18 protein-coding genes are annotated in these 16180 nt (G+C 34.6%); 2 read left to right on the forward strand and 16 right to left on the reverse strand.

The features are described from left to right. Window positions 1-64 precede the first annotated feature (64 nt). Window positions 65-826 carry a prolyl oligopeptidase family serine peptidase gene (locus J7E16_RS02895; RefSeq protein WP_251006035.1) on the reverse strand — a complete coding sequence of 254 codons (762 nt, stop codon included), beginning with the start codon at window positions 824-826 and terminating at the stop codon, window positions 65-67. A 135-nt stretch (window positions 827-961) separates the two neighbouring features. Here J7E16_RS02895 and J7E16_RS02900 point away from each other — a divergent pair, with 135 nt between their 5' ends. Next, window positions 962-1774, forward strand: a complete 813-nt coding sequence (locus J7E16_RS02900) for a Cof-type HAD-IIB family hydrolase (protein WP_214888467.1) — start codon at window positions 962-964, stop codon at window positions 1772-1774. Between the two features lie 351 nt (window positions 1775-2125). On the opposite strand, the gene J7E16_RS02905 is transcribed toward J7E16_RS02900, so the two are convergent. Then, window positions 2126-3022 carry a YitT family protein gene (locus J7E16_RS02905; protein WP_034548503.1) on the reverse strand — a complete coding sequence of 299 codons (897 nt, stop codon included), beginning with the start codon at window positions 3020-3022 and terminating at the stop codon, window positions 2126-2128. Window positions 3023-3188: 166 nt separating this feature from the next. On the opposite strand from J7E16_RS02905, the gene J7E16_RS02910 reads away from it, so the two are divergent. Continuing rightward, a complete protein-coding gene (locus J7E16_RS02910; protein ID WP_214888469.1) occupies window positions 3189-3680 on the forward strand; it encodes a YajQ family cyclic di-GMP-binding protein in 492 nt (163 codons plus the stop codon). Between the two features lie 58 nt (window positions 3681-3738). Here J7E16_RS02910 and J7E16_RS02915 read toward each other — a convergent pair whose 3' ends face one another. The 14 genes from J7E16_RS02915 to acpP all read right to left on the reverse strand — a co-directional run bounded on the left by J7E16_RS02915 (window position 3739) and on the right by acpP (window position 16148). Further along, window positions 3739-4161: an OsmC family protein gene (locus J7E16_RS02915; protein ID WP_214888471.1), complete on the reverse strand. Its 423-nt coding sequence runs from the start codon at window positions 4159-4161 to the stop codon at window positions 3739-3741. 46 nt (window positions 4162-4207) lie between these two features. Further along, window positions 4208-4639, reverse strand: coding sequence for a hypothetical protein (locus tag J7E16_RS02920; RefSeq protein WP_034548500.1), 432 nt, complete (start codon window positions 4637-4639; stop codon window positions 4208-4210). 137 nt (window positions 4640-4776) lie between these two features. After that, on the reverse strand, window positions 4777-5124 hold the full coding sequence (gene rplS / locus J7E16_RS02925; protein WP_034548499.1) for a 50S ribosomal protein L19: 348 nt from the start codon (window positions 5122-5124) through the stop codon (window positions 4777-4779). A gap of 189 nt (window positions 5125-5313) precedes the next feature. After that, window positions 5314-6048, reverse strand: coding sequence for a tRNA (guanosine(37)-N1)-methyltransferase TrmD (gene trmD / locus J7E16_RS02930; RefSeq protein WP_214888473.1), 735 nt, complete (start codon window positions 6046-6048; stop codon window positions 5314-5316). Continuing rightward, complete coding sequence (gene rimM, locus J7E16_RS02935; protein ID WP_214888475.1) at window positions 6048-6563, reverse strand: ribosome maturation factor RimM; 516 nt, start codon at window positions 6561-6563, stop codon at window positions 6048-6050. Before rimM ends, trmD begins: the two co-directional genes overlap by 1 nt. 290 nt (window positions 6564-6853) lie before the next feature. Then, a complete protein-coding gene (locus J7E16_RS02940; protein ID WP_214888477.1) occupies window positions 6854-7096 on the reverse strand; it encodes a KH domain-containing protein in 243 nt (80 codons plus the stop codon). Window positions 7097-7109: 13 nt separating this feature from the next. After that, window positions 7110-7382 (reverse strand): 30S ribosomal protein S16, encoded by a 273-nt coding sequence (gene rpsP / locus J7E16_RS02945; protein WP_034548496.1) that lies wholly within the window; start codon window positions 7380-7382, stop codon window positions 7110-7112. A 125-nt stretch (window positions 7383-7507) separates the two neighbouring features. Then, on the reverse strand, window positions 7508-8935 hold the full coding sequence (gene ffh, locus J7E16_RS02950) for a signal recognition particle protein (RefSeq protein ID WP_214888480.1): 1428 nt from the start codon (window positions 8933-8935) through the stop codon (window positions 7508-7510). Between the two features lie 17 nt (window positions 8936-8952). Beyond that, window positions 8953-9297 (reverse strand): putative DNA-binding protein, encoded by a 345-nt coding sequence (locus J7E16_RS02955; RefSeq protein ID WP_214888483.1) that lies wholly within the window; start codon window positions 9295-9297, stop codon window positions 8953-8955. A gap of 256 nt (window positions 9298-9553) precedes the next feature. Further along, window positions 9554-10552: a signal recognition particle-docking protein FtsY gene (gene ftsY / locus J7E16_RS02960; RefSeq protein ID WP_214888486.1), complete on the reverse strand. Its 999-nt coding sequence runs from the start codon at window positions 10550-10552 to the stop codon at window positions 9554-9556. A 29-nt stretch (window positions 10553-10581) separates the two neighbouring features. Further along, on the reverse strand, window positions 10582-11394 hold the full coding sequence (gene yidA, locus J7E16_RS02965; RefSeq protein ID WP_214888489.1) for a sugar-phosphatase: 813 nt from the start codon (window positions 11392-11394) through the stop codon (window positions 10582-10584). Between the two features lie 26 nt (window positions 11395-11420). After that, window positions 11421-14993, reverse strand: a complete 3573-nt coding sequence (gene smc / locus J7E16_RS02970) for a chromosome segregation protein SMC (protein ID WP_214888491.1) — start codon at window positions 14991-14993, stop codon at window positions 11421-11423. 24 nt (window positions 14994-15017) lie between these two features. Then, a complete protein-coding gene (gene rnc, locus J7E16_RS02975; RefSeq protein WP_214888493.1) occupies window positions 15018-15713 on the reverse strand; it encodes a ribonuclease III in 696 nt (231 codons plus the stop codon). Window positions 15714-15905: 192 nt separating this feature from the next. Then, window positions 15906-16148, reverse strand: coding sequence for an acyl carrier protein (gene acpP / locus J7E16_RS02980; RefSeq protein ID WP_214888495.1), 243 nt, complete (start codon window positions 16146-16148; stop codon window positions 15906-15908). Window positions 16149-16180 lie beyond the last annotated feature (32 nt).

Consider the following 16180-nt stretch of genomic DNA (forward strand, 5'->3'; position numbering starts at 1 on the left):
TTTAATTCTATATTACCTCTTGTCTTACTAAAAGTAAATTATTTCAACGAGAGATCCTATTTTTTTATAAATGTTTATCGAAAAATTCGGCTGTTTCAACCGAAATCATATGCGGTACATGATGACCATAGCTTTCAGTTGTTGTAAAGCTCACATGTTTTCCATAATCTTGATTTTTTATTTTTTTATAAAAATCGAAAGTAGGTTGATAAGGCACTAAATCATCGTCTTCATCATGCCAAAAGTGGATAAATTTCCCAGCAATTTTTTCCGGTTGTAAATCAAGTGAAATATTTTTTAACGACTCTATAGCCGGGGCAAATTGTTTTGACTCAAAATCGATTTCTGCTCCTGTTTGCCATTTAGATGTTAATAACCATTTAGAAAAAGAAATTGGCGAGGGACTTCCCATTAGAACAACTGCTGTTTTTAGCCAAGGATATTGCGTTAAAATGGCGCTCGCTGTCATACCGCCCATTGAGAGACCTGATACCCCAACACGGCTTTGGTCCGTCAATCCTGCTTTAACGTAGTGATCGATTATAGAAGGGAATTCAATAATATTATGCTGCACAACATCCCAAAACTCTAAACTTCTCTCTTCTACTGGTATACCTTTGCTTCTTTCTCCATGCAAATAGGCTTCAGGAATTAATGCTCTAAATCCTTTTTTAGCAATTTCATAACCATGGACCAAAGAACTTTCTTTAAGATTTGTCCATCCATGATAAAAAACAACCGTTGGTAAGATCTCATTTAGCCTTTCTGTTAAAACAACTTCTAACATTGGAATTCCATTAATGGATTTGTGCTCTACTGTTATCATCTATCTATCCTCTTTCTGTATTCATTCTTATAGACTTTATGGTACACTATTTGTGTAGATTCTATGTAGTAAGTGTATCATAAACGAAACCTAGAAACTTTTATAAAATAAATGAATAATAGTTGGAGGATCTTGATGAATAAAAAATTAATTGCTCTAGATTTAGATGGGACTACATTAAATAATCGTTCAGAAATTTCGGTTAGGACCCAAAACACTTTGAAGACTTTAAGAAATGCTGGTCACCTTGTTTCAATCGTTACAGGCAGACCATACAGAAACAGTAAACAGTTCTATACTCAATTAGGTATGGAAACGCCTATTGTAAACTTTAATGGGGCCTTGTGTCACTTACCCGATCAATTGAATTGGGAATCACAGTACCACAAAACGTTAGATCGTGAGATTGCCTTAGATATGCTGACATTAAAAAAAGAATTAAATATCCATTTAATTGCAGCAGAACTAAAAGATACCGTTTTTGCAGATAATTATTTCGTTCCTTACAACGGCTTCTTTCCAGAAGGAAGCAATAGGGCTTCAAAACTTACGGCATCTAGTTTGAAAGAAGATCCTACGGCTGTTTGTGTTTTTACAGATGCAGAAAATCAAGCCTATATTATTGAAAAAATCTCAGCTCGTTATGGCGATACTGTTGAAATTAGAACTTGGGGCGGACAATCACCTTGTTTAGAAATCGTTGCAGCCGGTGTGCAAAAAGCACTAGGTGTTGAACGCATTGCACAAGTATATGGCATCAAACAAAAAGATATTATTGCTTTTGGTGATGAAGACAATGATTATGAAATGATCCAATACGCTGGACATGGCGTAGTTATGAAAAATGGGATCGATACTTTAAAACATATTTCAAATGATGTAACAGAAAAAACCAATAATGAAGATGGACTAGCTCACTATTTAGAAAATTACTTTGGATTAGTTTAATAGTTGCTCTTGATCAACCATTAAAAAAGTGAGTTTGGGACACAACTAGCTGAGAATATGAAAAAGAGTTTATTTATCAGGAAACTGATAAATGAACTCTTTTTTTGATATAGATATCGATTGTTCAATAAATGGTATTGGTCTTTTAAAAGAAATTTCAAGTGAGTGATCAAACTGATCTGTTAACGCCAAAAATTATAGACCCTATATATTTGAATCATAAAATGTTCAATCTATTTTTGTTTTATTTTTTTATATTTTCTACCGATGAGGTTACTTTTTAGCAGTACCTCTAAAATCAATAGTTGGATAGGCAAAAAGGCTTGGAATTATGTCCCAGCCTCACTTATATTATCTTTTTAGTTGAGATTCTTTTTGTCGATCAAAACTCCAAAATTCTCCTAGTACTTTATTTGTTTCCATAAAATTAACAAATGCTGAAGCATCTGCTTCTCTGACCGCTTGTTCTAATTCATACATTTCATAACGAGTAATGACCATCATTAGAACGGAACGATCCGTTTTTGAATAAGCACCTTTAGCAGGAATAATTGTAATTCCTCTTATTAATTTTTCGTGTATTTTCTTCACCAAAGCATCTGGTTCATTGGTTACAATCATAGCTGTCACTTTTTGATGACTAGTGTGTATTGTATCAATCATCTTAGTCATAACGTAAATCGATACCAAAGTATAAAGAGCATATTCCCAACCGTATAGTAAACCAGCCGATGAAACAATGAGTAAATTCATTGAAAATATCAATGTCCCGATCGATCTTCCCGTTGTTTTGGCCAATACCATTGAAATAATATCCATTCCACCAGTCGAAAAACCGAATTTCAAAGCAAATCCAATTCCTGCTCCACTAATGATGCCTCCAAACAGAGCATTCATCAAAGGATCATTCGTCAATGGATTTATCGGTAAAAGAATAGCAAAAAACGAAATCAAAACCGAAGTCATGAAACTGTATAATGTGAAATTTCTCCCTACTTTGAACCATCCAAGTAGCGCGATAGGTATGTTAAATACAAGTATCAATACACCCGTATCGATAATAATGCCTAAAGAACCATCTAAAATACCTGATATTAATTGCGAAACTCCATTAATCCCTGCAGCATAAATATTTGAGGGAATTAAGAAGTTATTCAAAGCAATTGCATTTGTAATCGCTGCAAAAAAAACGAAGAAGATTTTTTTGGCTTGTTCGATCCAAAAATTTGGTGTTTTTAATTGTGTCATTTTACAACTCCCTACTAACTTAATCAAACAAGGATAACAAGTTTTCCCTTATAAATAAAGAAAAACTCACTTTTCTTCATTACCCTCTCATTTGTATCCGTTTCCTTCTCCTGCACACGCCTTTGTGGTACAATTTAAGAGCACTATGTAGAAGGAGGAAACAATTATGGCAAAAGAAGCAAGTTTTGATATCGTTTCAGAAATGAATATGGAAGAGATAAAAAATTCTATACAGTTAGCAACAAAAGAAATTGCTAATCGTTTTGATTTTAAAGGTTCCATCAGCGAGATCAAATTAGAAAAAGAAAAATTAATTTTAGTTTCAGATGATGATTTTAAATTAGAGCAAGTAAAAGACGTTTTGTCTAATAAATTGGTCAAAAGAGGCGTTCCCACCAGAAACCTGCACTATTCTTCAACCGAAAAAGCTTTTGGCGGAAATGTGCGTCAATTCGCTGACTTGATTAGTGGGATCGACAAAGAACACGCAAAAACGATTACTCAACTCATTAAAAAATCGGGTATCAAAGTTAAAACGCAAATACAAGACGATCAAATACGAGTGATCGGTAAAAACCGTGATGATTTGCAACAAGTCATTGCTTTATTGCGAGATGCTAATTTACCAATAGATCTTCAGTTTACAAATTACAGGTAATTTATTTGCAGCAAAAAGACCTTCAAAAATAATTTTGAAGGTCTTTTTGTCTTTTAGATTAAAACTCTCTAACAGCTTTTACTGACACTGTCTCACTTCCGGCTAATAATTTAGATACAGGACAACGATTCTCAGCTTCTTTCACGATTATTTCATTTTCTTCAAAAGACAACCCGTCAATTTTTGCAAAAGCTTTTACGTTAAAGAAGTAGCCAATTCCATTTGGTTCACGCATAAAATCGACATGAGCTTCAACACGGCTTGTATTTTCTTTTCCTCTTGCTTTTAATAAAGATTGAATCGTGGCATTTAAACAAGTACTCAAAGACAATCCGATCAATTCTTCAGGATTTGTGCCTTCATCGTCATTTAACGGACTAGAAAGTTTAACTTTTAGCCCACCATTTTTTACAAATGCTTGACCATTTACACCCGTTTCATTAACCATTTCAGCATGAAATAAAGGCTTTTGATTTTTCATAAAACCCCTGCTTTCTTTTGGATATCTATCTGCCTGAATTCAAATTTTATTTTTTGGCCACAGCTTCTTCAATTTTTGGAAGAATACTTTTAGCAATTGTTGAGCCAACGATCATCATTTCATAAGCTGCTCTCACATCTTCTGTTGTACGAGAAAGAAGTCTCATATAAATTTCTCCGTCTCCTGCAAGACAAACACGGTAATACCCTGTTTTCATTTCATTTAATTCATTTAAAACGTCTAAAACTTGATGTTTTGCATCAAAATTTGTTACATAAGCTAGTTTATGGTAGACAATTTGAAAATCAATAATGCCTTCTTCTTTATTATCAAAAACAATCCCAAATGGTAAAGATTGACTATCATTCAGTTTAAATTTACCATTATACAGAATCTGTCCGTTTTTTATTTCTTTCTTAGCTAAAGGAACATTTTTTGCTTTTAATATGGCTTCAAAGTTTACTAATGCTTTATTCACTCTACAATACCCCACTTTTTTAAATTCTAATCGCTTTTTCATTTTCAATTATAACGTACTCTGTTTATAATTAACAGTGTATTTTAGAAAACAAAAAAAGTTCTAACCTAATTAGGTTAGAACTTAAAAAAAACATCTTAACGACGAATTTCTTTGATACGAGCTGCTTTTCCGTGTAATTCACGTAAGTAGTACAATTTAGCACGACGTACTTTACCAAAGCGAACAACTTCAATTTGAGCAACACGTGGTGAATGTAATGGGAATGTACGTTCAACGCCAATTCCATTAGAAATTTTACGAACTGTATAAGATTGGCTGATTCCAGCACCACGGCGTTTGATTACAACACCTTCAAATAATTGGATACGTTCTCTAGTACCTTCGACGATTTTAGCATGAACACGTACAGTATCTCCTGGACGGAAAGCTGGAATATCTTCACGTAATTGGCCGTTAGTAATTGCTTCGATTAATTTACTCATTGTATTTTCTCCTTCCAACAAACATTCATGCATCGCAATATGGACACAGCGGAACATCGTTTAATGGCAGGTTCTACCCGCTCACCAAATAATATTACCATATGTTCTAATAGGTGTAAAGTAAATTCCCTTATTTTATAATTTTAAAATCACTTAATTTTTGTTCTTTTAGAATGTCTTATCAATAGCTCAAGTCTCTTGTTTTATTTCTTTTAAATATCTTTGCTGTTCTTCTGATAGCTTTACTGTCTCAAGCATATCAGGACGTCTCTCAATTGTACGTCTGATTGATTCTTTATCTTGCCACTCTTTTATTTTTTTATGATTGCCGCTAATTAGTACATCTGGAACTTTCATCCCACGAAACTCAGCAGGCCTGGTGTACTGCGGCTGTTCCAAAAGACCCGTAGAATGGGAATCCGTTTTAGCCGATTGATCATTCCCTAAAACTTCAGGCAGTAAACGAACAGTTGCATCGATTATCACCATAGCGCCTAACTCTCCACCGGTTAAAACATAATCACCTAAAGAAATTTCATCCGTTACCAGAGTCCGAATACGTTCGTCATAGCCTTCATAATGGCCGCAAATAAACACTAAGTGCTCTTCATCTGCTAATTCTTCTGCTACGGATTGGGTAAACGGAATACCTGCCGGATCCAATAAAATTACACGTTTTTTTGTATCTGGATTTTTTTCTTTTATGGCATCTAATGCAGCAAAAATAGGCTGCGCTTTTAACAACATTCCTGCACCGCCGCCATAAGGATAATCATCTACATTTTGGTGTTTATTATCTGTGTAGTCTCTAAAATTCATCACATTCACTTGAAGTAAATCTTTTTCAATAGCTTTTCCAATAATGGACTCGGTCAATGGTCCTTGGAACATTCTTGGGAATAAGGTCAAAACATCAATTTTCATTAATCATCTAGCCCTTCCATCACATGAATAGTGACTAGCTGCTCTTCTAAATCTACCTCTAATACTATATCTTCAATATATGGAATCAACAAATCCTTCTTTTTAGGTCGCTCAATTACCCATACATCATTAGCACCTGGTGACATTACTTCGCTGATTTTTCCGATTACATTTTTCTCTTCATCTTGGACGGTCAGCCCAATAATTTGGTGTAAATAAAATTCATTTTTTGGTAAATCAGTTAATCGCTCTTCACTAACTTTCAACATGCAATCACGGTATTTTTCTACATCATTGATGTTAGGATGGTTTTCAAAAGAAAGAATATCAAAGTTCTTCTGTTTGCGATGACTTGCAACCGTTAATTCAGTTACTTTTTTTCCATCTTTAAATAAAGATAATGTCGACCCTTTTTTATACCGTTCTTCTGGAAAATCTGTTTTTGAAATAACACGGACTTCGCCTTTTATTCCTTGTGTGTTAACAATTTTTCCTACATTGTACATTTTCATCATTTCGTTCCCTCATTTACAATTAGTTTTTCTTTTTAACTCTATTGATTATTTAACAAATAGTATGGGTGTTTCAAAAGAGATTTTTGATAAAACGATTGTTTTTATATAGAGTCATAATACCGTTCAAAGTTTAGCGTCCTTTATTCTTCCAGAAGTTCCAAGCAATTGATCGAATTGATTGCTTAGAACTGGAAATTATAGACCTGCTCTATTCAATTAACATTTTTGATAAAATTTTTAATAAAAAAAGAAACCATCTCTTATTGAAGAAATGATTTCTTTTTCAGAATTTAGCTATTTACAATTGTTAATCTTACACGCTTAAGTCCAAGAACTCTCACACTGTAAACAATTGTACGGATAGCTTTAGCTACGCGACCTTTTTTTCCAATTACTCGCCCTACATCATCAGGATGAACTGATAATTGATAATCTAAAAACTCTTCAGTTTCTACTACATCAATCATCAACTCATCAGGATGACTTACAAGAGGACTCACAACTGTAAGAATTAATTCTTTTATGTCAGCCATAGAAAACATCCTTTTATTTACTGTTTTTTGATTCATGGAATTTTTTCATAATGCCTTCTTTTGAAAGGATGTTACGAATTGTATCAGAAGGTTGAGCACCATTAGCTAACCATTTTAATACTGATTCTTCGTCCACTTTTACTTCTGCTGGATTAACAACTGGATTGTATGTTCCTACAGTTTCGATGAAACGTCCATCACGTGGAGAACGTGAATCTGCAACTACGATACGGTAAAATGGATTTCTTTTAGATCCCATGCGTTTTAAACGAATTTTTACTGCCATATTTCTTACACCTCCATTAACTATCTCACAACAATTAGTTTACCAGTTTATTTATAGCTTGTAAAGTGTTTTTTCTTTACAGCATGTTTTTTTTTTATAAATCACCAATTTACTATTTTGAAATATTATTTACGACTTTTTTTATTTTTTTTCTTCATTTTTTTCTTGTTTTTACGGACCATAGAATTCATTGCCATTTTACCAAGTTTGCCTTTTGCACCCTGTCCAAATAGATTTTCCATGCCATTCATATTTCCTTTAGACATTTGGCCCATCATTTTTTTAGATTCATTAAATTGTTTGATCAATCGATTGACTTCAGCTATTGGACGAGCAGATCCTCGAGCAATTCTGCGGCGTCTGCTTTGAGATAAAAGATCTGGATTTTCTCTCTCTTTAGGTGTCATAGATAAGACGATAGCTTTCATGCGGGCAGTATCTTTTGGATCGATTTGAAGTTTATCCAACCCAGGAACATTGCTCATGCCTGGAATCATTTTTAAAATATCTTCCATCGGTCCCATATTGCTGACTTGATCCATTTGTTCAATAAAATCATTGAAGTCAAAACTATTTTCCCGTAATTTTGTCATCATTTCTTCTGATTTTTTTTCATCAAAGTCTTCTTGAGCCTTTTCAATCAGAGTCAACATATCTCCCATACCTAAAATACGATTAGCCATGCGATCTGGATAGAATGGTTCTAAAGCATCTAGTTTTTCACCAGATCCTGTAAATTTGATTGGTTTACCAGTAACTGCTCGAATAGAAAGTGCAGCCCCACCACGAGTATCGCCATCTAATTTCGTTAAGATAACACCCGAGATATCTAATTGTTCGTTAAAAGAAGAGGCAACATTTGCAGCTTCTTGTCCAGTCATAGCATCTACAACTAAAAAGATTTCTGTTGGCTGTGTTGTTTCCTTAATATCACTTAATTCTTGCATCAATGTTTCATCAATTTGTAAACGTCCAGCAGTATCGATCAGCACAAAGTCTAAATGTTCTGCTTTGGCTTTTTCGATCCCTTGTCTTGCAATTTCAACAGGACTTACTTGATCTCCCATAGAGAAAACCGGTATATCTAACTGTTTACCAATCGTTTCCAATTGTTGGATAGCCGCTGGACGATAGATATCTGCTGCTATCAATAAAGGACGTTTGTTTTGATTTTTACGTAAGTAGCTAGCTAATTTACCAGCTGTAGTCGTTTTACCTGCTCCTTGAAGCCCAACCATCATGACAACGGTTGGTGCTTTTGCCGCTGTTTGGATCGTCGCTTGTTCCCCACCCATTAAATCAGTTAATTCTTCACTAACAATTTTAATGATTTGCTGTCCAGGAGAGAGACTATCCAATACTTCTGCACCAACTGCACGTGCACTAACCGTTTTCAAAAAGTCTTTAACAACTTTGAAGTTAACGTCTGCTTCTAGTAAAGCTAGTCGCACTTCTCTCATCATTTCTTTTACATCAGCTTCTGTTACTTTCCCTTTACGACGCATTTTCGTCATCGCATTTTGGAGACGCTCCGTTAAACCTTCAAATGCCATTTTACTTCACCATTCCTTTATTTCTCATCTCTATCTCTTTTTAATAACTGGATAAACTCTTCTAATGACTCATCTTTTGGATAATGACTTTTAATGTAACTCGACATATCTTCTACAACTGCCTTTGTTGCGTTAAAATCTTCTAATAAATGCAATTTCCGTTCATATTCTATTAAACTATTTTCAGTTCGCTTTATGTTATCATAAATTGCTTGACGACTAACTTCAAATTCTTCTGCAATTTCACCTAAAGAAAAATCATCTGCATAGTACAATTGCATGTAGCTTTTTTGTTTCTCTGTCAATAAGGAGCCATAGAAATCGAATAAGGCGTTCATTTGATTTGTTTTTTCAATTTCCAATTTAACCCTTCTTTCTTCGCTTTACAACTGTCAAGGAAAACACGTTTACATACTTTAATAGCGTACCCATTTTTACCCAAATAGTCAATAGTTTGTCTTGTTTTTACAAACATTTTCTAACTATTTACTCTTATTGGCTGCTTTTTTTTACGATCTGATCAAAAAATTCTGTAACTGACAGTAAAAAAATAAACTCCTTTAAATCGAGTTGATTGCTCAACCATTAAAGGAGTTCTTGGCTATTTTTATAAAATTATTAAATTGAGTGTTGGATCAGTTCGCTGAACAATCCGTAGATGTATTCATTTGGATCAAATGGTTGCAGATCATCCATACTTTCACCTAGTCCAACAAATTTCACAGGAATATCTAACTCTTTACGAATGGCTAAAACAATTCCACCTTTAGCTGTACCATCTAATTTGGTCAACACGATACCCGTTACATCAGTCGCTTTTTTAAATTCTTTTGCTTGATTCATTGCGTTTTGTCCTGTTGTTGCATCTAGCACTAGCAATACTTCATGCGGTCCACCTGGTATTTCACGTTCTATGATCCGTTTCATTTTTTCTAACTCGTTCATTAAATTCACTTTATTTTGTAATCGTCCTGCGGTATCTACGAATAATATATCCGCTTTTTGCTGCTTGGCCTCTTTTATAGCATCAAACACTACAGCTGCTGGATCGCCTCCAGCTTTACCACTGACTACTTCTGCTCCAACACGTTCGCCCCAAACATGTAACTGCTCGATTGCACCCGCTCTAAACGTATCTCCAGCTGCTAACATGACTTTTTTTCCTTCTTGTTTATAAAGATGAGCCATTTTACCAATTGTTGTTGTTTTGCCTACGCCATTTACGCCAACCAGTAAAATCACGGTCAACCCTTCAGCATTTAGATTGATTTCAGGTTTATCTGTGTTGCCTTTTTCATAAATCTCAACCATTTTTTCAATGATTACTTGCTGAACTTCATTCGAGGCTTTTGCATTTTTTAATTTAACTTCTTGACGTAGGGCATCAGTGATCTCCATTGTTGATTCAAAACCAACATCCGCTCCAATCAAAACTTCCTCAAGCTCATCAAAAAAGTCTTCATCAACTGTTCTGAAATTAGCAAACAGTTCATTCATGCGTTGAGAAAATGTTTTTCGTGTTTTTTCAAGACCCTTCTCATATTTTTCAGTTACTTCCGTGGTCTCTATCTTTTCTTCGCCTGTAAAAGCTTTCTTTATTTTATCAAATAATCCCATTTCACACCCTCTTCTCTCAGAATTTCAGCTTATTGATTAAGCACAAATTTATGAATAGCGTATGCTACACCATGCTCTTCATTTGTTTTGGTGATGTACTGAGCCATTGCCTTTATCTCGTTTGTAGCATTTCCCATAGCTACTCCCATGCCTGCATATTCGATCATTGCTGCATCATTGGCCTCATCCCCTAAGGACATTACTTCTGAAGCTTCAAAGCCCAATAAATCAGCTAAAACAGCTATACCTGTACCTTTATCTACATTTTTAGGCATTAATTCTAATAATATCGGTCTTGATTTCATAATAGTGTATTTTTCAAAAAAATAAGCTGGAATATTTTTAATTGCTTCATCTAATAAAATTTGGCTATAACAAAAGACCGTTTTATTGATTGCAATGTCTCCAGACATTTCCTCCATTATTATTGGAACATACGGTAATGCTGTCATCACTGTAGGATAAAGTGAGTCACGACCCTCAGGATAGGGTGGTTCATAAATGTTTTCTAAATCAATAAAATTACAAGGAACATTGATTTTCTTGCTTAATTCAAAAATTTCTTCTGTCTCAACTTTAGTCAATGTTGTTTTAGATAACACATCACCAGTATCCGTACGTTGTACTAGGCCACCATTATACGTAATGCCATAATCTCCAGATTCTCTTAAGTTTAACTCTTCTAGATAAGAGATCATTCCTAGTAAAGGTCTCCCTGTACAAAGGACAACTTTAACGCCTTGTTCTTTTGCTTTTTTAATTGCTTCTTTATTCTCATTTGATATAGTATGTTCCCCATTTAGTAATGTTCCATCTAAATCAATTGCAACTAATTTAATCATACTTTGGCTCCATCCTTTCTACTTTTCTAGGTTATTCCAACATGAACATCCGCTGCTTCTTCTAAACGAACAGACACCACTTTAGAAACACCTGATTCTTGCATCGTAATGCCATAAAGCACATTTGCTTCTTCCATTGTTCCTTTACGGTGGGTAATGACAATAAATTGAGTATCACCATCAAATTGCTTTAAATAACGCCCGAATCTGATAACATTCGCTTCATCAAGTGCTGCTTCCACTTCATCTAAGATACAAAATGGTACAGGACGGACTTGTATAATTGAAAACATTAAAGCAATTGCTGTAAATGCTCGTTCTCCCCCCGATAACAAACTTAATTGCTGCAGTTTTTTACCTGGAGGCTGAGCAATGATCTCAATACCTGTTGTTAACAAATTTTCAGGATCTGTTAAGCGCAATTCAGCAGAGCCTCCGCCAAACATTTTCGGAAAAACTTCAGAAAATTTCATGCTAATATCTTCAAATACCTCTGAAAATCGAATCTTAACTTCCTCGTCCATCTCATTCATCGTAGTATATAAACTGATTTTTGCTTCTAATAAATCTTCGCGTTGCTCAATAAGAAAAGAGTAGCGATCATTGACCCGTTCAAACTCTTCGATTGCGCCAATATTGACAGCACCCAATTCTTCAATACTCTGTTTCAAAAGTTTCACTTCACGTGTCGCCTCTTCAACAGAAACCTCTAGTAATTGACTCATTTTTGCAGCTTCAAAGGTTAAACCATACTCTTCGCTTAAGTAATCTAAGCGATTTTCAATAGCTACATCTGTCCGATTCATCGCTACTTCAGATTTTGCCTTATCTTCCAATAGATAGTGCTTTTGATTATTTATTTTAGTAGTCAATTGTTCTATCTCACTCAATTTGGCTTCTAACATATTCTTTTCACTTTTTATTTTTGATAGGTGACTTTCTAACGCAAGTTTTGCTTCGCTTAGTTGGGCTAATTTATCGCTTAATTCTTGCTTAGTCATTTGATGAGTACCCTCAGAGCGAGATATCTGCTCCATTCGATTCGCAAGTGACACATTCTCTTTAGCTTGATTCTCTAGTTGACTAGACACTGTTTTTTGTTCTTTTTTCATTCCAACTAGCTGCTCTTTTATAGCAGCTAATTTGGTTCGTAAATTTTGTTGCTTTTCGTTGATCAAAGCATGATTTTTTTCTCGCTCTTCATTTTGAGAAGAAGCTAGTAGAATCTGGTGGTTGATTTGATCCATTTTAATTTTATTTGTTTGCAAAGCTTTCACCAAATTTATTTTTTTCAATTCATAAGATTCAGCTTCTTCTTTGGCTTCTTGACATTCATATTGAACAGCTTTTAATTCTCTGGTAAAGCGCAGCTGTTTTTCTTTTAATGTTTCAGATTGATTTTTTAATTCTTGTTCTCTTAACCGCTGTTTTTCACCGATTTCGCGTAACTCGTTTAAACTTAGTTCTGCTTTTTTGATTACTTGTTTCATCGTACGAACTTCTATTTCTTTTTTTGCTAAAGTTTCTTCCATTTGTTCTATCTGCTTCGTTAAACTTGTTAATTCATTTTTACGAGCAAACAAACTTCCTTGATTGCCAGATTTGCTTGCTCCTCCAGTCATTGAACCCCCAGCGTTCATAACGTCTCCTTCAAGAGTCACAACACGGTATTTAAACTGTACTTCACGAGCGATAGTATTAGCAGATGCTAAGTCTTTAGCTACGATCGTTGTTCCTAAAAGATTTTGAATGACCGTTGCAACCGATTCAGGGTAAGCAATCAGTTGGCTGGCAATGCCTAAAAACCCTTCACAGCTACGCGCTTTTTTTTCTATAGATACTGGCAATTGACGAGCTTTTATGGTTGTTAAAGGTAAAAACGTTGCTCTACCGATTCGCTTTTGTTTCAAGTATTGGATTCCTTTGCGACCACTTTGTTCATCTTGAACGATAATATTTTGACTTGCTGCACCGAGTGCAATATCAATAGCAAGTTCAGCCTGCTTGGGTACTTCAATCAATTCAGCAACTGCACCGATGATACCGCCAATTTTTTGTTTTCGTTTCAAAATTTCTTTAACACCTTGGTAAAAGCCTGCATAATCTTCATTCAATTCTTTTAAACTTTCTTTTTTGGCTTTGGCTTGCTGTAGTACCTTTAAGGCATCATACATGCGTGATTCATTGTTTTCTAACTCTTGTCTTTTCAGTTGGTTGCTCGCTTGTTGTTCTTGATAAAGCAATAATTTTTGAGCAACCTCTTGTTGCGCATCAGTCAGCTCTTGAATGATCTGTTCAAAATCTAAAGTTATGGTTGCTATACTTTCTTTAAGTTCTGAAACTGATACATCCGATTTCAAGCTTTTTTGCGCTACTTGATAAGAACTACGCTCAAGGTAACTCTGTTCATTTCTTAAACTAGTTTGTTTTTGCATTTGTTCAATATATTCATCTCGTAAATTCTCTATTGTTTCTTTTGAATTTCCCGAAAGAGATAAAGCTTCTTTTTCTGCAGCTGAAAAATCAATCTTCAACTGTTTTTCTTGCTCGATTTTCAGTTCAAGTTCTTCATTGATCGTTTCTAGTTGTTGCTCCAAGCGACTGATTGCTTGATTTGATTGCTCTTTAGAGGCTTCAAGCTGTTGTAAATTTTCAGTTGTATATTTATTACGCTCAGATAAAACATTTTTTTGGCCCTCTGTCTGCTCAAATAATTGAATAGCTTGGACTAATTTTTGCTGATTTTCTTCTATTTCTTCAGTTAATTTCACTTTTTTTTCGCGTTTAATTTCCAGCTGATTCTCACACTCTAACAAACTTTGTTTCTTTTCAGTTAATTGCTTTTCAAAAGAAATCATTCTCTTTTTACTTTCATCCCAATTGATTTTTAACTGTTCAATTTCAACGACCATTAGAGCAATGTCCATTTCAGTCAGTTGTTCTTTGTATGCTAAAAAATCTCTTGCTATACTGCTTTGTTCTCTTAGTGGTTCAACTAGTCCTTCTAGCTCATAAACAATATCTTGAACACGATTTAAATTTTCTTCAGTCTCAGTTAATTTTTGTTCAGCTTTTTTTTTGCGAATTTTGTACTTTAAAACACCTGCTGCTTCTTCAAAAATAGATCGTCTTTCTTCTGGCTTGCTGTTGAAAATACTTTCCACTTTTCCTTGTGAAATTATTGAAAAAGATTCTTTTCCTAATCCAGAATCCATAAATAGGTCCACAATGTCTTTCAAGCGACAAGCTTGTTTATTCAGATAAAATTCACTCTCACCATTTCGATGTAATCGTCTGGTGACACTTATTTCGCTAAATTCTAACGGCAAAAACTGATCTTCATTTTCTAGTATCAGTGTGACTTCAGCTAGGTTGACCGGCTTTCTTGTATCCGATCCTGAAAAGATGATATCATTCATTTTTCCGCCACGTAAATTTTTTGCTGATTGTTCGCCTAAAACCCAGCGAATAGCTTCTGTTATATTGCTTTTTCCACTTCCATTAGGACCAACAACAGCAGTTACACCATCATGAAACTCAATTGTCGTTTTATCTGCAAACGATTTGAAACCAGCGATGTCTATTCTTTTTAATTGCACAACTACTGGCTCCTTTCCCCTGTACTATTTTTCTAATAAAGCAAGTAATGCATTTTCAGCAGCTACTTGTTCAGCAGCTTTTTTTGTTGTCCCTTGACCTTGTCCCAGGCTTTGTCCTTCGGCAAGTACTTCTACTACAAATGCTTTTTGATGTGCTGGTCCTATCTCATCGACCAATTGATACTCGATCCCAATTTCACCTTTTTGTTGTAAAAACTCTTGTAAGTTTGTTTTATGATCCATCACATGTGAGAAAGCACCGGAATTGATTTTCGGAAAGATCGTTTGTTCAAGAAAAAATAAGACACTGTCTATTCCTTGATCTAAATATAACGCTCCAATAAAAGATTCAAATAGATCACAAAGCAATGCTGGACGTTTTCGTCCATTCATACGCTCTTCGCCTTTGCCTAAACGGATAAATTGATCGAATTCGTATTCTTTTGCAAATTGACTCAAACTCGCTTCACAAACAATAGTCGCTCTCAATCGTGTTAATTTACCTTCAGGTACATTAGGATACAATTCATATAAGAATCTTGATACGGTCAGTTCTAAGACAGCATCTCCTAAAAATTCAATTCTTTCATTATCTTTCAATTTAAGGTTCCTGTGCTCATTCACATATGATGAATGGGTGAATGCTTCTTCTAAATAAGAAAGGTCATGAAAAACCAAACTAAATTTAGTTTTTAAATGTGTTAAAAATACTTCGTCCATTATATTCTCCCTTTCTGTTAAAATTTATCCATGCTCTACTATTATACCGCTTTTTCTGATAAAAATAAACCATTTCTAGTTTGGCCCCACTAACAACAGGTCAGTCCCTCTCGAAAATTAAAGACAGTTATTTTCCAAAAAAAAAAAGAGTCACTAACTTATGAATAAGTTCAGTGACTCTGAATAAATAGTTTAATTTTTGTGCTCTTCGATATGCGTTACTGCATCTCCAACTGTATTGATGCGTTCAGCATCTTCATCAGATATTTCTGTCCCAAAAACATCTTCTAATTCCATAACTAATTCTACGACATCAAGAGAATCAGCACCTAAATCTTCTTTAAAAGTAAGCTCTTTGGTAACTTTTTCTTCGTCAATACCGAATCTTTCAACGATGATTTTTTTTATTTTTTCGAAAGTTTCATTAGTAGACAATATATACACCTCCGTATTCGACTTTTTATACT

Source organism: Carnobacterium sp. ISL-102 (assembly GCF_018612935.1).
GTDB lineage: Bacteria > Bacillota > Bacilli > Lactobacillales > Carnobacteriaceae > Carnobacterium_B > Carnobacterium_B alterfunditum.